Annotated in this window: 16 protein-coding genes; 11 read left to right on the forward strand and 5 right to left on the reverse strand. The window is 73.5% G+C overall.

Going from position 1 to position 15,485, the window contains the following annotated elements; all coding sequences use genetic code 11:
• Positions 1 to 4: 4 nt before the first annotated feature.
• On the reverse strand, positions 5 to 1,312 hold the full coding sequence (locus FQ330_RS00885) for an L-fuconate dehydratase (protein WP_146354459.1): 1,308 nt from the start codon (positions 1,310 to 1,312) through the stop codon (positions 5 to 7).
• Positions 1,313 to 1,460: 148 nt separating this feature from the next.
• Here FQ330_RS00885 and FQ330_RS00890 point away from each other — a divergent pair, with 148 nt between their 5' ends.
• Both FQ330_RS00890 and FQ330_RS00895 read left to right on the forward strand, forming a co-directional pair.
• Positions 1,461 to 2,312 (forward strand): fumarylacetoacetate hydrolase family protein, encoded by an 852-nt coding sequence (locus tag FQ330_RS00890; RefSeq protein ID WP_146354461.1) that lies wholly within the window; start codon positions 1,461 to 1,463, stop codon positions 2,310 to 2,312.
• Positions 2,309 to 3,049 (forward strand): SDR family NAD(P)-dependent oxidoreductase, encoded by a 741-nt coding sequence (locus FQ330_RS00895; protein ID WP_146354463.1) that lies wholly within the window; start codon positions 2,309 to 2,311, stop codon positions 3,047 to 3,049. The genes FQ330_RS00890 and FQ330_RS00895 overlap by 4 nt, the downstream gene beginning before the upstream one ends.
• Positions 3,050 to 3,055: 6 nt before the next feature.
• Here the strand turns inward: FQ330_RS00895 and FQ330_RS00900 are convergent, their stop codons facing one another.
• Entirely contained in the window at positions 3,056 to 3,709 is a 654-nt protein-coding gene (locus tag FQ330_RS00900; RefSeq protein WP_146354465.1) for a transaldolase family protein, read from the reverse strand.
• 115 nt (positions 3,710 to 3,824) lie between these two features.
• Between FQ330_RS00900 and FQ330_RS00905 the strand changes: the two genes are divergently transcribed.
• The 9 genes from FQ330_RS00905 to FQ330_RS00945 all read left to right on the forward strand — a co-directional run bounded on the left by FQ330_RS00905 (position 3,825) and on the right by FQ330_RS00945 (position 11,705).
• Positions 3,825 to 4,808 carry a ribokinase gene (locus FQ330_RS00905; RefSeq protein ID WP_225792622.1) on the forward strand — a complete coding sequence of 328 codons (984 nt, stop codon included), beginning with the start codon at positions 3,825 to 3,827 and terminating at the stop codon, positions 4,806 to 4,808.
• Complete coding sequence (rbsD, locus tag FQ330_RS00910) at positions 4,808 to 5,212, forward strand: D-ribose pyranase (RefSeq protein WP_146354469.1); 405 nt, start codon at positions 4,808 to 4,810, stop codon at positions 5,210 to 5,212. The genes FQ330_RS00905 and rbsD overlap by 1 nt, the downstream gene beginning before the upstream one ends.
• A 2-nt stretch (positions 5,213 to 5,214) precedes the next feature.
• Positions 5,215 to 6,030, forward strand: a complete 816-nt coding sequence (locus FQ330_RS00915) for a GntR family transcriptional regulator (protein WP_146354471.1) — start codon at positions 5,215 to 5,217, stop codon at positions 6,028 to 6,030.
• Between the two features lie 105 nt (positions 6,031 to 6,135).
• On the forward strand, positions 6,136 to 6,711 hold the full coding sequence (locus FQ330_RS00920; RefSeq protein ID WP_146354473.1) for a glucose-6-phosphate isomerase family protein: 576 nt from the start codon (positions 6,136 to 6,138) through the stop codon (positions 6,709 to 6,711).
• Positions 6,712 to 6,714: 3 nt separating this feature from the next.
• The gene (xylB, locus tag FQ330_RS00925) at positions 6,715 to 8,205 is read left to right on the forward strand and encodes a xylulokinase (protein ID WP_146354475.1); all 1,491 of its coding nucleotides are present in this window, start codon (positions 6,715 to 6,717) and stop codon (positions 8,203 to 8,205) included.
• On the forward strand, positions 8,205 to 9,200 hold the full coding sequence (locus tag FQ330_RS00930) for an NAD(P)-dependent oxidoreductase (RefSeq protein ID WP_146354477.1): 996 nt from the start codon (positions 8,205 to 8,207) through the stop codon (positions 9,198 to 9,200). The genes xylB and FQ330_RS00930 overlap by 1 nt, the downstream gene beginning before the upstream one ends.
• Positions 9,197 to 9,853: a bifunctional 4-hydroxy-2-oxoglutarate aldolase/2-dehydro-3-deoxy-phosphogluconate aldolase gene (locus FQ330_RS00935; RefSeq protein ID WP_146354479.1), complete on the forward strand. Its 657-nt coding sequence runs from the start codon at positions 9,197 to 9,199 to the stop codon at positions 9,851 to 9,853. Before FQ330_RS00930 ends, FQ330_RS00935 begins: the two co-directional genes overlap by 4 nt.
• Positions 9,850 to 10,761, forward strand: a complete 912-nt coding sequence (locus tag FQ330_RS00940; protein ID WP_146354481.1) for a shikimate dehydrogenase — start codon at positions 9,850 to 9,852, stop codon at positions 10,759 to 10,761. The genes FQ330_RS00935 and FQ330_RS00940 overlap by 4 nt, the downstream gene beginning before the upstream one ends.
• Entirely contained in the window at positions 10,758 to 11,705 is a 948-nt protein-coding gene (locus tag FQ330_RS00945; protein ID WP_146354483.1) for a phosphotriesterase family protein, read from the forward strand. The genes FQ330_RS00940 and FQ330_RS00945 overlap by 4 nt, the downstream gene beginning before the upstream one ends.
• Positions 11,706 to 11,796: 91 nt before the next feature.
• On the opposite strand, the gene FQ330_RS00950 is transcribed toward FQ330_RS00945, so the two are convergent.
• The 3 genes from FQ330_RS00950 to FQ330_RS00960 form a co-directional block, all read right to left on the reverse strand.
• Positions 11,797 to 12,795, reverse strand: coding sequence for an ABC transporter substrate-binding protein (locus FQ330_RS00950; RefSeq protein ID WP_128189084.1), 999 nt, complete (start codon positions 12,793 to 12,795; stop codon positions 11,797 to 11,799).
• 123 nt (positions 12,796 to 12,918) lie between these two features.
• A complete protein-coding gene (locus FQ330_RS00955) occupies positions 12,919 to 13,938 on the reverse strand; it encodes an ABC transporter permease (protein ID WP_146354485.1) in 1,020 nt (339 codons plus the stop codon).
• The gene (locus FQ330_RS00960; protein WP_146354487.1) at positions 13,935 to 15,452 is read right to left on the reverse strand and encodes a sugar ABC transporter ATP-binding protein; all 1,518 of its coding nucleotides are present in this window, start codon (positions 15,450 to 15,452) and stop codon (positions 13,935 to 13,937) included. Before FQ330_RS00960 ends, FQ330_RS00955 begins: the two co-directional genes overlap by 4 nt.
• Positions 15,453 to 15,485: the final 33 nt, after the last annotated feature.

Consider the following 15,485-nt stretch of genomic DNA (forward strand, 5'->3'; position numbering starts at 1 on the left):
GCCCCTACCCTGCCGCAGTCGCGACTCGGTGCGCACCCGTCCACGTGTAGTCGCGCACCGACTCGGCGAGCATCTCGGTGCCGGCGCCCGGCGTGAGCGGCGCGCGGTAGGCGCCGCCCTCGATGACGGTGGGCGTCACGAAGTGCTCGTGCAGGTGGTCGACGAACTCGATCACCCGGCCCTCGCGCGTGCCGGCGACGGCGACGAAGTCGAGCATCGACAGGTGCTGCACGGCCTCGCACAGGCCCACGCCGCCCGCGTGCGGGCACACGGGCAACCCGAACTTGGCCGCGAGCAGCAGGATCGCGACGTTCTCGTTCACGCCGCCGACGCGCGTCGCGTCGATCTGCACGAAGCTGATGGCGTCGGCCTGCATGAGCTGCTTGAAGACGACGCGGTTCTGCACGTGCTCGCCGGTCGCGACCGGGATGGGCGCGATGCCGCGGGCGATGGCCGCGTGGCCGAGCACGTCGTCGGGGCTCGTCGGCTCCTCGACCCAGTGCGGCCGGAACTCGGCGAGCGCCTGCACCCAGTCGATCGCCGCCTGCACGTCCCAGCGCTGGTTCGCGTCGATCGCGATCGGGAAGTCGGGCCCGCACACCTCGCGCGCGATGCGGAAGCGGCGGATGTCGTCGTCGAGGTCGGCGCCGACCTTGAGCTTGATCTGGGTGAAGCCGTCGGCCATCGCCTCGCGGCACAGCCGCGCGAGCTTCTCGTCGGAGTAGCCGAGCCACCCGGGCGTGGTCGTGTACGCCGGGAAGCCGCTCTCGAGCAGCTGCGCCTCGCGCTCGGCCTTCCCGGGCTCGGCGGCGCGCAGGATCGCGAGCGCCTCGTCGCGCGTGAGCGCGTCGCTCAGGTAGCGGAAGTCGACGAGCGAGACGAGCTCCTCGGGGCTCATGCGGGCGAGCAGCTGCCACAGCGGCATGCCGGCGCGCTTGGCCTTGAGATCCCACAGCGCGTTGACGACGGCGCCGATCGCCATGTGCATGACGCCCTTCTCGGGCCCGAGCCAGCGCAGCTGCGAGTCGCCGATCAGCTCGGCCGAGGCGGCGCCCATGTCGTCGAGCAGCGGCTCGACCTCGCGGCCCACGATGTGCTCGGCGACGGCGCCGATCGCGGCGAGCTGCACGTCGTTGCCGCGGCCGATGGTGAAGACGAAGCCGTGCCCCTCGTGGCCGTCGCCGGCGTCGGTGCGCACGACGAGGTAGGCGGCCGAGTAGTCGGGATCGGGGTTCATCGCGTCGGAGCCGTCGAGGCTCTGCGAGGTGGGGAAACGGACGTCCGAGACGTCGACGCTGACGATGGTGCTCATGGCGGGGCTCCTCTGACTGGCCATTGCAGACTATAGATCGGATGTTTGGACGGCAAGTGCTGTCGCCGAGCGGCTCGATCGCCTAGGATCGCTCCGAGACTTCGGATGTTCGGCATCCGACCGCGCGATGACGACGGAAGGAGCGCACATGCGTCTGGCACGACTGGGAGCAGCCGGCGAGGAGGTGCCCGTCGCCCTCGTCGACGAGCGGGCCTACGACCTGCGGTCGATCGCCGCCGACATCGACGGCACCTTCCTCGAGCACGGCCTCGATCGCGCCCGCGCCGCGCTCGAGGCCGGCGAGCTGCCGGAGCTGCCCCGCGACGGCCTGCGCGTCGGCGCCCCGGTCGCGCGCCCCGGTGCCGTCGTGTGCGTCGGCATGAACTACGCGGCCCACGCCGCCGAGTCGGGCAGCGAGCCGCCGACGCAGCCCGTCATCTTCCTGAAGCACCCCAACACCGTCGGCGGCCCCGACGACGATGTGCCCCTCGCCGCGCACGCGCAGAAGATGGACTGGGAGGTCGAGCTCGCGCTCGTCATCGGCCGCCCCGCGTGGAACCTCGGCTCGCGGGAGGAGGCGGCCGCGTGCATCGCCGGCGCCACCGTCGCCGACGACCTCTCCGAGCGCACGTGGCAGCTCGAGGTCTCGGGCGGCCAGTGGTCGAAGGGCAAGTGCGCGCCCGGCTCGACGCCGCTCGGTCCCGAGCTCGTCACCGCCGACGAGCTCGACCTGGGCGACCTGCGCCTCACGAGCCGCGTCAACGGCGAGCCGCGCCAGGACTCCTCGACCGCCGACCTCATCTTCGACGCCGCGACCGTCGTGCAGGACCTCAGCCGCTACATGCGCCTCGACCCGGGCGACGTCGTGCTCACCGGCACACCCGAGGGCGTGGCGCTCTCGGGCCGCTTCCCCTACCTCGTCGACGGCGACGTCGTCGAGGTGGCGATCGAGGGCATCGGCACGCAGCGCCACCGCATGGTCGCCGAGGCCTCGGCATGAGCGAGTTCGAGGGCCTCGTCGCGATCGTGACCGGCGGCGGCAGCGGCATCGGCGCCGCGATCGCCGACGAGCTCGCCGATCGTGGCGCGCGCGTCGCCGTGCTCGACCTGCGCCCCGGCGACGCGCACCTCGGCGTCGAGTGCGACATCGCCGACGACGCCTCCGTGCGCGCGGCGGTCGCGCGGGTCGCCGACGAGCTCGGCGGCATCGACGTGCTGATCAACAACGCCGGCATCGGCGCGACCGGCGCGATCGACGACAACGACGAGGCCGAGTGGCACCGCGTGTGGGATGTCAACGTCGTCGGCATCATGCGCGTCACCCGTGCGGCGCTGCCGCACCTGCGTGCCTCGACGGCGGCGGCGATCGTCAACACCTCGTCGATCGGCGCCACCGCGGGGCTCCCGCAGCGCGCCCTCTACTCCGCGTCGAAGGGCGCCGTGCTCTCGCTCACCCGCGCGATGGCCGCCGACCACCTGCGCGAGGGCATCCGCGTCAACGCGGTCAGCCCCGGCACCGCCGACACGCCCTGGGTGGGACGTCTGCTCGCCGCGGCGCCCGACCCGGCGCACGAGCGCGCCCAGCTCGAGGCGCGCCAGCCGCACGGCCGGCTCGTCGCCCCCGCCGAGATCGCGCACGCCGTCGCGTACCTCGCGAGCCCCCGGGCCGGCTCGACGACCGGCGTCAGCCTCGCCGTCGACGGCGGCATGCAGGAGCTGCGCCTGCGCAAGGACTGAGCGGCGTCAGGACGCGAGCGACGGCGACGCCTCGAAGACCGCGGCCGCGTCGTCGGTCGCCGGATGCGCGAGGGCGGCCCAGAGCACGTCGGGGGCGGCCGTGAAGGTGGGCACGCCCGCCTCCGCGAGCGCCACGATGTCGTCGGGGGTGCGCAGGCTCGCCGCGAGCACCTCGGTTGCCGAGTCGCCGCACGCGGCCTGCATGCGCGCGATGTCGCCGACCGCGTCGAAGCCGGCATCGCGCATCCGCCCCAGGTACGCCGCGATGTAGCGGATGCCGCACGAGGCGGCGGCGAGCGCCTGCGCGGGCGTGAAGACGGCCGTCAGCAGCACGGGCGCGCCCTCGCGCGCGAGGCGAGCGGCGACGCCGAAGCCGACGCGCGTCGCCGGCACCTTCACCACCGCGAGCTCTCCGAGCGCGAGGATCTCGCGGGCGCGCCGCTCGAGGGCCGCCTCGTCGTCGCCCCAGGCCTGGAAGAAGATCTCGCGCGCGCCCTCGCCGGCCCACCGGGCGTAGAGCTCGGGGATGTCGGCGACGGTGCGGCCGGCGCGCTCGAGGATCGTCGGGTTGGTCGTCACGCCGTGCACGAGCGAGCCGGAGAGCAGGGGCGACACGGCGTCGACGTCGGCCGAGTCGACGTACAGGCGGGGCGCGGGCATGGGTGCTCCTCACGAGCGCTGGGGATGGTGCCCGGCAGGACGTCACGGGTCGCCGCTAATGTAATGACAGGCGCGCGCGGACGTCAATGAGGATCGCGCGAGGATGCGAGGAGCAGTGACCGACGTGCAGGATCTCGACGCAGAGCGGGCAGGCGTGCTGGTGGTCGGCTCGATCACCGCCGATGTGACGACCTTCTCGAGCCGGCTGCCGCGGCCGGGCGAGACGTTCCTCGGGGACGCGTTCACGCTCGTGCTCGGCGGCAAGGGCGCCAACCAGGCGGTCGCCGCAGGGCGCGCGGGCGCCGACGCGCAGATGGTCGGATGCGTCGGGGACGACCTGTTCCGCGACCTCGTGCGCGAGGGGCTGCGCGACGCGGGCGTCGACATCCGCCACGTGCGCGTCGTGCCCGACCAGACCGGCATCGCGCACATCCGCGTCGACGCGAGCGGCGAGAACGACATCGTCATGGTGCCGCTCGCGAACGCGCACCTCGATGAGGCGCAGATCGACCGCGCCTTCGCCGAGCTCGGCCCGAGCACCCGCGTGATGCTCACGCAGCTCGAGATCCCCTTCCAGCTCACGATGCACGCGATCCGCCGCGCGCACGAGGCCGGCCTCACCGTCGTGCTCGACCCCGCCCCCGCGCACGAGCTGCCCGACGAGATCTGGCCGCTCGTCGACCTCGTCACGCCCAACGAGACCGAGGCGACGCTGCTCACCGGCACCGACGTCGACTCCCGCGAGTCCGCCGTCGCCGCCGGGCGCTGGTTCGTCGACCGCGGGGTGGGCGCGGCCCTCATCACGATGGCGGGCGCCGGCAGCGTGCTCGTCGACGCCGACGGCGTCAGCGACCACGCGCCCATCCGCGTCGAGGTCGTCGACACGACCGCCGCGGGCGACGCCTTCGCGGGCTTCCTGGCGGCCGCGCTCGCCGCCGGGCTCTCGCGCGACGAGGCCATCCGCCGCGCCGGGGCCGCCGGCGCGCTCGCCGTCACCAAGCGCGGCGCCTCCCCCAGCCTGCCCACCGCCGCCGAGGTCGACGCGCTGCTCGCGTCGCAGCTCGAGCCGGCGACCGAGTCCGCGAGAGAGGACGCCTGATGCGCAAGAGCGCCACGACCATCCACCCCCAGCTGAGCCGCATCATCTCGGAGCTCGGCCACTACGACGAGCTCTTCGTCACCGACGCGGGCCTGCCCATCCCGCAGGACGCCGAGCGCGTCGACCTCGCCTACCGCAAGGGCGAGCCGCCGTTCCTCGACGTGCTCGACACGATCCTCGCCGAGATCGTCGTCGAGGGCGCCGTGATGCCCGCCGAGGTCGCCGAGGCGAGCCCGCACGTGCTCGCGGCGGTGCGCGAGCGGCTCGAGCCGTTCGGCATCGACGTGCAGCTCATCCCCCACGTCGACTACAAGCGCCGCTCGCACGGCGCGCGCGCCTTCGTGCGCTCGGGCGAGTACACGCCCTACGCCAACGTCGCGCTCATCGCGGGCGTCGACTACTGACGATGGCCGTCGACGCCGCCCCGAGACGTCGCCGCAGCACCGCCTCGCTGCCGTCGATCTCGATCGACCGCCGCTCGGCGCTGCCGATGTACGACCAGCTGCGCCGGCAGATCCTCGAGACGATCTCCGACGAGGGGCTCGAGCCCGGCGACCTGCTGCCGGGCGAGCTGCGCATGTGCGAGCTCTACGGCGTCTCGCGCACGGTCGTGCGCCAGGCGCTCGGCCAGCTCGAGCACGACGGCATCATCACGCGCGTGAAGGGCAAGGGCACCTTCGTCGCGCCGCAGAAGACCACCGAGACGCTCGCGAGCGGCCTCGCGGGCCTGTTCGAGGAGGTCGCCGCGCGCGGCGGCCACGTGCACAGCGAGGTGCTGCGGCTCGAGCGCGAGCCCGCCGACGAACGCGTCGCCGAGCAGCTGCGCTGCGCCCCCGGCACCGTCGTGGTCGCGCTCGAGCGGCTGCGCTTCGTCGACGGCGAGCCCTGGTCGCTCTCGACCACCTGGATGCCCGAGCACATCGGCGCGCACGTCTTCGGCGCCGAGCTCGCCGAGGGCTCCCTCTACGCGCTGCTCGCCGACCGCGGCATCCGCGCCGCGAGCGGCGTGCGCTCGGTCGAGGCGTCGGTGACGGATGCGCGCGAGGGCCAGCTGCTCGGCATCGGCCCCGGCAAGCCCGTGCTGCTGCTGCGCAGCGCCATGGTCGACGCGGCGGATCGGCCGATCGAGTACTTCCAGGCGCTGCACCGCGGCGACCGCACGCGCTTCGAGTTCCACCTCACGGCCGACGACGCGCGCGGACCGGTGTTCCTGACGCGCTGAGGAACGGCGACGCCGGGCCGACCCGGGGACGCCTGGCGCAAACCTGTAATGACAGGTAGAGTCGTGGCGCGCCCGACGGAGCGCGCCATCGACCGAGGAGACGCCGTGCCCGACTTCGCCACGCCCCCCATCAGCCCCTTCGCCATCCGCTTCGACGCCGAGGCGGCGACCCTCTCGCCCGAGGGCCCCACGCTCGAGCGGCGCATGAGCGACCTCGAGGGCCTCTTCGCCGACCACGACGCGTGGCAGGCTGCCGTCGCCGACGGCGACCCGGTCGTCTACCGCGTGCAGTCGTCGCCCGTGCCGGAGGCCGACCGCGAGCTGCCGCAGTCGATCACGACCATCGAGCGCGGCACGACCGCGGGCGAGTGCTGGATGACGAAGGGCCACCAGCACCCGAACCACCAGGGCGAGATCTACCTCGCCCTGCACGGCACGGGGGGCCTGCTCATGTTCGACGGCGACCGCGTCGAGTGGCTCGACATGACGCCCGGCACCATCGGCTACATCCCGCCGGGCTGGGCCCACCGCTCGGTCAACGTCGGCGACGAGCCCTACTCGTTCCTCGCCGTCTACCCGGGCGGCGCCGGCCACGACTACGGCTGGGTGCTCGAGCACGGCATGGGCAACCGCATCCACCGCACCGGCGACGGCTTCGCGCTGCGCCCCTACAGCGCCTGACCCATGCTGATCGCGCACGACCTCGGCACGACCGGCGACAAGGCCTCCCTGCACGACGACGACGGCCGGCTGCGCGCATCCGTCACGGTCGCCTACCCGGTGCGCTTCGCGGACGGCGGCATCGCCGAGCAGGACCCGCGCGACTGGGAGCGGGCGGTCGTCGAGGCGACCCGCTCGCTGCTCGAACGCACGGGCACCGACCCCGCGACCGTCACCGGCCTCGTCGTCAGCGGCCAGATGATGGGCGCGGTGCTGCTCGACGAGCACTACGAGCCCGTGCGCCCGGCGATCATCTGGGCCGACACGCGCGCGCAGCCGCAGACCGAGCAGCTCGTCGACCGGCTCGGCGAGCGCGAGGCGTACGCGCTGCTCGGCCACCGGCTGAACCCGACGTACTCGATCGCCAAGGTCATGTGGGTGCGCGACCACGAGCCCGACGTGTACGACCGCGTGCGGTGGTTCTGCGTCGCGAAGGACTTCGTCGTGCACCGCCTCACCGGGCGCCTCGCGACCGAGCCGAGCGACGCATCCGCCACCAACGCCTTCGACCAAAAGGCGGGCACCTGGTCGCGCGCCGTCATCGACGCGGCCGGGCTCGACATCTCGATCTTCCCCGACATCGTCGCCTCGACCGAGGTCGTCGGCACGCTCACCGACGACGCCGCTGCCGCGACGGGGCTCCCGAAGGGCACCCGCGTCGTGATGGGCGGCGGCGACGGCCCGATCGCCGCCGTCGGCGCCGGCGTCGTCGCGCCCGAGGACGGCGCGTACGTGTGCCTCGGCACCTCGTCGTGGATCTCGTTCTCGGCCGAGCAGCCGGTGCTCGACCCGAGCATGCGCACCTTCACCTTCGACCACGTCGTGCCCGGCCAGTACGTGCCGACCGCCACCATGCAGGCGGCGGGCGCGTCGGTGACCTGGATCAACGAGGTGCTCTCGCCCGAGCCCGACGGGCGCACGCTCTCGGAGCTCGTCGCGCAGGCCGACACCGACGACGCGGCCACCGGCGGCCTCTACTTCCTCCCCTACCTCCTCGGCGAGCGCGCCCCGCGCTGGAACCCCGACGCGCGCGGCGCCTTCGTCGGCATCGGCAGGCACCACGGCAGGGCGCACCTCGCGCGCGCCGTCCTCGAGGGCGTCGCCTTCAACCTCGCCGTCTGCATCGACGCGTTCCGCGAGTCGGGCTCGACGATCGACCGCATCGACGCGGTCGGCGGCGGCGCCGCGAGCGACGCCTGGCTGCAGATCATGGCGGATGTGTGGGGCGTGCCCGTGCGCCGCCGCTCGGTGGTCGAGGAGGCCAACAGCCTCGGCGCAGCGGTGGTCGGTGCGGTGGGCCTGGGGCTCGTCGACTCCTTCGCGGCGGCCCGCGACCTGTCGGAGGTCACCGCCGAGTTCGTGCCCGACGCCGGGCGCCACGACCAGTACCGACAGCGGCTCGGGCGCTTCGACGAGGCCTACGCCGCGCTCGAGCCGTGGTTCGGCGCGCACTGATGGCGACGATCCTCGCGACGAGCCGCTCCTTCGGCGACGGCAGCCGCGACCTCGTCGGCGAGCTCGAGCGCGCCGGCCACACCGTGCTGCGCGGGCCGAGCGACCACGGGCTCGACGCGCTGCGCGAGGCGCTCGCGGTCGCCGACGCCTGGATCGCCGGCACAGGCCCCGTGACGGCCGAGCACCTCGACGCCGCGCCGCGGCTGCGAGTCGTCGCCCGCTACGGCGTCGGCACGGAGGCGGTCGATGTCGCCGCGGCCACCGCGCGCGGCATCCTCGTCACGAACACCCCGGGCGCGAACTCCGACGCGGTCGCCGACCACGCGGTCGCCCTCATGCTCGCCGCGCTGCGCTCGATCGCGCACGGCGACCGGCAGGTGCGGCGCGGCGACTGGCGGGCGGTGCGCGGGCGCGAGCTCGGCGCCCTCACCGTCGGCATCGTCGGGTTCGGCCGCATCGGCCGGGGCGTCGCGCGCCGGCTCGGCGGCTTCGGCTCGCGCATCGTCGCGACCGATCCCATGCTCACCGACGAGCAGGTGCGGGACGGCGGCGCCGAGCCGCTCGACCTCGCGGCCATGGCCCGGGAGTGCGGCCTCATCACCCTGCACGCGCCCGGCGGCCAGACGCTCGTCGACGCCGGCTGGCTCGCCGGGGTCGCGCGGCCGCTCGTGCTCGTGAACACCGCCCGCGCCGACCTCGTCGACGAGGCCGCGCTCGCCGAGGCGCTCCGCGACGGGCGCGTCGCCGCCTTCGCGGCCGACACGCTCGCCGGCGACACGGCGGGCACCGCCTCCCCGCTGCTCGCCGACGACCTCGCCGACCGCGTCACCCTCACGCCGCACCTCGGGGCGCAGACCGTCGAGGCGGTCGACGGCATGGGCTCCATCGCCGTCGCCAACGCGCTCGCCGCGCTCGAGGGCATCGCCCCGCCGAACCCCGTGAACGACCCCGACCCCGCCGCGCTCGCCGCGCGGCGCCGAGAGGAGCAGGCATGAGCGTCCATGCCCCCACCGACCGCCTCGATGCCGTGCGCAGCGCCGGCGTGCTCGCCGTGCTGCGCGCGCCCGACGCCGAGCGCGCGGTGCAGGCCGCCGCCGCCCTCGTCCGCGGCGGCGTCACCGGCATCGAGGTCACGTACTCGACGCCCGACGCCGCGGCCGTGATCGCCGAGCTGCGGCGCCGCCACGGCGACGCGGCGCTCGTCGGCGCCGGCACCGTCACGACCCCGGCGCAGGCCGAGGAGTCGGCCGCTGCCGGGGCGCAGTTCCTCGTCGCCCCCGGCACGCTGCCCGACCTCGCGCGGGCGATGCTCGGCACGGGGCTGACGACCATGACGGGCGCCATGACGCCCACCGAGGTCATGGGCGCGATGGCGCTCGGCGTCGACGTCGTGAAGGTCTTCCCCGCCTCGCTCGGCGGCCCAGGGTTCCTCAAGGCGCTCCGCGAGCCGTTCGCCGACGCGGTGCTCATGCCCACGGGCGGCGTCACCGCCGAGAACCTCGCCGAGTTCCTCGCCGCCGGCGCGATCGCGGTGGGGGCGGGCGGCGACCTCCTGGTCCGCGACGCCCTCGCGGCGCAGAACTGGGACGCGATCGAGGCGCGCGCCCGCGACTACGCGTCGGCGCTCGAGGCGGCGAGGCGCGCATGAGCGGCCGCATGGGCTTCGTCGGCGTCTCGACCCGGTCGTCGTCGATCATGGCGATCTTCCCCGTCTGGGCCGACATCCTCGGGCTCCCCACGCGCGAGCTCGAGGGGCACGACCTGCCGCTCGACGCGACCCGCGAGCAGTACCGCGCGCTCGTCGAGGCCATCCGCGACGACCCCGCGCACCGGGGGGCGCTCGTGACGACGCACAAGATGGCGCTCTACGCGGCTGCCCACGACCTCTTCGACGAGCTCGACGACTTCGCGCGCGCGTGCGGCGAGGTCTCGAGCATCGCCAAGCGCGACGGGCGACTGCTCGGGCACGCGAAGGATCCGATCACCGCCGGCCTCGCGCTCGACGAGTTCCTGGCCCCGGATGCGTTCGGCGGCGTCCGCGACGCCGTCGTGCTCGGGGCGGGCGGTGCGGGCCTGGCCCTCACCTGGCGCCTCGCCGAGCGCGACGACCGGCCGCGGCGCATCCTCGTCACCGACACGAGCCGCGAGCGGCTCGACCACCTGGCCGCCGTGCACGCCTCGCGCGGCACCGATCCGGCGCTCCTGACCCTGCTCGAGGCGACGCCCGACGCGACCCGCGCGGCGCTCGCCGAGGCGCCGGAGGGCAGCCTCGTCGTGAACGCCTCCGGGCTCGGGAAGGACCGGCCGGGCTCGCCCGTGCCCGACGGGGCGGTCTTCCCTCGGCGGGCGGTCGTCTGGGAGTTCAACTACCGCGGCAGCCTCGAGTTCCTGCACCAGGCGCGCGCGCAGCAGGCCGAGCGCGAGCTGACGGTCGTCGACGGCTGGCGCTACTTCATCCACGGCTGGACCCAGGTGATCGGCGAGGTCTTCGCGATCGAGATGACGCCGGCGCTCGTCGAGCGCCTCGCGGTCGCCGCCGAGCCGTTCCGCGCATGACCGTCGTCCGCACCGTGCTCGGCGACGTCGAGCCGGCGGCCCTCGGCGCGGTCGACGCGCACGAGCACCTCTTCCAGGTCTCGCCGCTCCTGCCGGGCGACGAGCTCGACGACCCGGAGCGCTCCCGCCAGGAGGCGGCGAGCCTGCGCGGCAGCGGCGTCGCGGCGATGATCGACGCGACGCCCATCGGGCTCGGGCGCCGGCCGGCCGAGGTCGCGGCCATCAGCGCGGCGACCGGCCTCGGCGTCGTCGCGAGCACCGGCATCCACCGCGAGGCCCACTACGGCGCCGAGCACCCGCTGCGCGGCTGGGACGCCGAGCGCCGTGCCGCGGCGTTCGTGCGCGATCTCGTGGAGGGGATGCCGGAGCACGACGGGCCGGACGCGGGCCCCGCGCTCCACGAGGGCGAGCCCGTGCGCGCCGGCCTCATCAAGACCGGCATCGGCTACTGGTCGATCGTGCCCTTCGAGCGCGCCACCCTCGTGGCGGCCGCGATCGCGCACGCCGAGACGGGCGCGGCGATCATGGTGCACCTCGAGCACGGCAGCGCGGGCCACGAGGTGCTCGACCTGCTCGAGCGCCTCGGCGTCGCACCGGCGCGCGTCATGCTCGCGCACGCCGACCGGCTCATCGACCCCGGCCACCACGCCGAGCTGCTCGCGCGCGGCTGCGCGCTCGGCTACGACGGCATGGCGCGGTGGCGCGACCGCAGCGACCACGAGCTGCTCGAGCTCACCGCCGCGGTCGTCGAGCGCGGCTTCGACCGCATCCTGCTCGGCGGCGACGTCGCCCGCGCGTCGCGCTACGTCGCCTACGGCGGCATGCCCGGCCTCGCCTACCTCGGCGCGCGCTACCTGCCGAGGCTGCGCGAGCGCATCGGCGACGAGGTCGTCGAGCGGATGCTCGTGGCCCACCCGCGCGCGCTGCTCGCGATCCGCGGCTGAGCCGCTGCCCGTGCGGTCCGCGCACGCGGAAGCCCCCGGCCTGGCGGCCGGGGGCTCCTGCGTCTGCCGGTCGTGGACGACCGTCAGTCGATCACTCGTAGAGGACCGCTGCGATCTCCGGGTCCTCGAGGTTCTCGGCGTCGTACCAGTACGAGCCGGTGTCGGTGAAGTCGTCGAGCTCCTCGCCGTTGATGGCGGCGACGGCGTTCTCGACCACCGTGCGGCCGATGCCGATCGGGTCCTGCGTGATCGCGCCGGCCATGACGCCGTTGCGGATCGCGTCGACCTGGGCGGCGCCCGAGTCGAAGCCGACGATGGTGAGCTCGCCGGCCGGCAGGCCCAGCTCGGTCACGGCGTTCACGATGCCGATCGCCGAGCCCTCGTTCGTGCCGTAGAGGCCGACGAGGTCGGGGTGCGCGGCGATCATCGCCTTCGCGATGTCGGCCGAGCGGAGGTGGTCGCCATCGCCGTACTGGATGTCGACGATCTCGATGTCGGGGTAGTTCGCCTCGATCTCCTCGACGAAGCCGTCGCGGCGCTCGACACCGGTCGAGTTGATCTGGCTGTGGCCGACGATGCCGACCTGGCCCTCGCCGCCGATCAGCTCGGCCATGTTCTGCGCCGCGAGCGCGCCCGCGGCCATCGAGTCGGTCGCGGCCAGGTTCTGGCCGTACTCGCTCTCGCAGCCGGCGTCGAACTCCACGATGGGGATGCCGGCGCTCTCGGCCGCCTCGTAGAGCGGGATGCACGCCTGCGGGTCGAGCGCGGCGTAGCCGATCGCGTCGGGGCCGCGGTCGATCGCCGCCTGCAGCATCTGCAGCTGCGCGTCGATCTCGGTCTCGGCGGCGGGGCCCTCGAAGGTGACCTCGACGCCGAGCTCCTCGGCGGCCTCCTCGGCGCCGGTGCGCACGGCCTGCCAGAACTGGTGCTGGAAGCCCTTCGACACCAGTGCGATCTGCAGCGTCTCGCCGTCGCCGCCCGCCTCGGGCTCGCCCGACGTCGCCGGGGCGCCTCCGCCCGAGCAGCCGGCGAGCGCGAGCGCGAACGTGGCCGCGCCGGCGACGAGCGCCGTCCTCTTGCTGAACCTCATGGAAACTCCGTTGTCTCTGCGCCGATCGCTCGGCGTCCTGTCACTGCTGGCTGTGCCTGGGTGGTGCCGGAGTGCTCCGGCGACGCGAGGCGGCTGGCACGGCCGCCGCGCGGGGCTTTGGGGTCAGAGCCCTCTGCGGTTGCGGAGGGAGTCGGCGAAGACGGCGATCGCGATGACCACGCCGACGACGACGTTCTGCCATTCGGTCTGGATGGACATGATGCGCAGGCCGTTGATCAGCACGCTCATGATGAGCGCGCCGATGAGCGTGCCGACGATCGAGCCGCGGCCGCCGAGCAGCGACGTGCCGCCGATGATCACGGCCGCGATGGCCTGCAGCTCGTAGCCGACGCCGAGCTGCGGCTGGGCCGAGTCGAGGCGGGCGGCGAGCACGACGCCGGCGATGCCGGTGAACACGCCCGCGACGGTGTAGATCGTGACGAGCCAGCGGTTCGTGTTGACGCCCGAGAGCCGCGTCGCCTCCTCGTTCGAGCCGATCGCCACGGTGTAGCGGCCGAAGACGGTCTTGCTGAGCAGGAAGTAGGCGACCGCCGCGAGGATGAACATGATGAGCACCGCGTTCGGCAGGCTCGGGATGAGCGTGCCGAGGGCGATGTCCTTGAAGCCGGGCACGCCCGAGAAGTAGATCGGGCGCACGCCCGAGATCACGAGCGCGAGGCCCTGCGCGACCATCATCATCGCGAGGGTCGCGATGAAGGGCGGCAGCTTCAGGTAGGCGACGTTGATGCCGTTGATGAGGCCCATGAGCGCACCGGTCGCGATGCCGGCGAGCACGCCGAAGATGAGCGGCAGGCCGAGGTTCACGGCCACGATGCCGGTCATCACCGCCGCGAGGGTCATGCCCGTGCCGATCGAGAGGTCGATGCCGCCGGTCGTGATGACGAACGTCGTGCCGAGCGCGAGGATGCCGATCACCGCGGTCGCGAGCAGGATGCCCGAGATGTTCGACCAGGTGAAGAAGTTGTTGCTCGCGATCGAGAAGAACAGCAGCAGCACGACGAGCGTGCCGAAGGCCAGGCCCTGCTGGAGGCCCTTGCGCCACAGCGCGGCCCGGGCGCCGCGCTCCTTGGCGACGGCCTCGTCGGAGGGCGCGTCGGCGGGGCTCTGGGTCGTCTGGCTCATGCTGCTCCCTGCTCATCGGCGACCAGGTGGGTCGCGAACTCCATGATCTTGGCCTGGCTGGCGTCCTCGTTGGCCAGGGTGCCGGTGACCCGGCCGTTCGCCATCACGACGATGCGGTGCGCGAGGCGCAGCACCTCCGGCAGCTCGCTCGAGATGACGATGATCGACTTGCCCTCCGCGGCGAGCTTCTGGAGGAGGCGGTAGATCTCCTCCTTCGCGCCGACGTCGATGCCGCGGGTCGGCTCGTCGAAGATGAGGATGTCGCAGTCGCGCGCCAGCCACTTGGCGATGACGACCTTCTGCTGGTTGCCGCCCGAGAGCAGCTTCACGACCTGCTCGGTGGAGGGCGTCCTCGTGCGGAGGTCCTTCACGTAGCGCTCGGCGGTCGTACGCGCCTTGCCCTGCTGCACGACGCCGAGCGGGCCCGTGAACGTGCCCATCGACGCGAGCGCGGTGTTGAAGGTCACGCTCTGCTCGAGCATGAGGCCGAGCCGCTTGCGGTCCTCCGAGAGGTACCCGATGCCGTGCCGCACCGCATCCGCGGGCTGCTTGATCGACACCTGCTTGCCGTTGACCTCGATCGTGCCGGCGCTGCGCGGGTCGGCGCCGATGATGGCACGGGCGGTCTCGGTGCGGCCGGCGCCCATGAGCCCGGCGAAGCCGAGGATCTCGCCGCGGTGCAGCTCGAAGCTCACGTCGCGCAGCAGCTGCCGCGTCGACAGGCCCGTCACGCGCAGCACGACCTCGTCGCGCAGGTGCTCGCTCGCCTTCGGCCGCGCCCCCTCGTCGAGGTGGCGGCCGACCATCATCTCGATGATCGTCGGGACGTCGATCTCGTCGCGCTCGAGCGTGCCGATGTACTCGCCGTCGCGCAGCACGGTGACGCGGTCGGCGAGGCGCTTCAGCTCCTCCATGCGGTGGGAGATGTAGACGATGCCCGTGCCCTTGGCCTTCAGGCTCTCGATGAGGCCGATGAGCGTCTCGACCTCGGTGTCGGTCAGCGCGCTCGTCGGCTCGTCCATGATCAGCACCCGGGCGTCGAACGAGAGCGCCTTGGCGATCTCGACCATCTGCTGCTTCGCGACCGTCAGGTCGCCGACGCGCTGCTTGGCGTCGAGCTTGATGCCGAGGTCGTCGAGCAGCTGCTGGGCCTTCCGGTTGAGGCCGCGCTCGTCGAGGAACGGCCCCTTGCGCGGCTCGCGGCCGATGTAGATGTTCTGCGCGACCGAGAGGTCGGGCATCAGGTTCATCTCCTGGTGGATGATGCTGATGCCGAGCGCCTGCGCGGCCGCGGGGCCGGGGATCTCGACCTCCTGGCCGTCGACGCGGATCGAGCCCGTGTCGCGCTGGTAGATGCCCGAGAGGATCTTCATGAGCGTCGACTTGCCGGCGCCGTTCTCGCCGACCAGCACGAGCACCTCGCCGGAGTGCAGGCTGAACTGCACCTCGTGGAGCGCCCGGACGCCCGGGAAGCTCTTGCTGATGCCCTCGACCTCGAGGAGCGCTGCTGTCACGTCGTACCTGCTTCGTTGGAGGACTCTGCTGAC

It is taken from the genome of Agrococcus sediminis (genome assembly GCF_007923295.1).
Lineage (GTDB): Bacteria > Actinomycetota > Actinomycetes > Actinomycetales > Microbacteriaceae > Agrococcus > Agrococcus sediminis.

Bases quoted from the DNA above. Each gene is read 5' to 3' on its own strand.
- FQ330_RS00885 (WP_146354459.1), bottom strand. From the start codon at position 1,312: ATGAGCACCATCGTCAGCGTCGACGTCTCGGACGTCCGTTTCCCCACC.
- FQ330_RS00890 (WP_146354461.1), top strand. From the start codon at position 1,461: ATGCGTCTGGCACGACTGGGAGCAGCCGGCGAGGAGGTGCCCGTCGCC.
- FQ330_RS00895 (WP_146354463.1), top strand. From the start codon at position 2,309: ATGAGCGAGTTCGAGGGCCTCGTCGCGATCGTGACCGGCGGCGGCAGC.
- FQ330_RS00900 (WP_146354465.1), bottom strand. From the start codon at position 3,709: ATGCCCGCGCCCCGCCTGTACGTCGACTCGGCCGACGTCGACGCCGTG.
- rbsD (WP_146354469.1), top strand. From the start codon at position 4,808: ATGCGCAAGAGCGCCACGACCATCCACCCCCAGCTGAGCCGCATCATC.
- FQ330_RS00915 (WP_146354471.1), top strand. From the start codon at position 5,215: ATGGCCGTCGACGCCGCCCCGAGACGTCGCCGCAGCACCGCCTCGCTG.
- xylB (WP_146354475.1), top strand. From the start codon at position 6,715: ATGCTGATCGCGCACGACCTCGGCACGACCGGCGACAAGGCCTCCCTG.
- FQ330_RS00930 (WP_146354477.1), top strand. From the start codon at position 8,205: ATGGCGACGATCCTCGCGACGAGCCGCTCCTTCGGCGACGGCAGCCGC.
- FQ330_RS00935 (WP_146354479.1), top strand. From the start codon at position 9,197: ATGAGCGTCCATGCCCCCACCGACCGCCTCGATGCCGTGCGCAGCGCC.
- FQ330_RS00940 (WP_146354481.1), top strand. From the start codon at position 9,850: ATGAGCGGCCGCATGGGCTTCGTCGGCGTCTCGACCCGGTCGTCGTCG.
- FQ330_RS00945 (WP_146354483.1), top strand. From the start codon at position 10,758: ATGACCGTCGTCCGCACCGTGCTCGGCGACGTCGAGCCGGCGGCCCTC.
- FQ330_RS00950 (WP_128189084.1), bottom strand. From the start codon at position 12,795: ATGAGGTTCAGCAAGAGGACGGCGCTCGTCGCCGGCGCGGCCACGTTC.
- FQ330_RS00955 (WP_146354485.1), bottom strand. From the start codon at position 13,938: ATGAGCCAGACGACCCAGAGCCCCGCCGACGCGCCCTCCGACGAGGCC.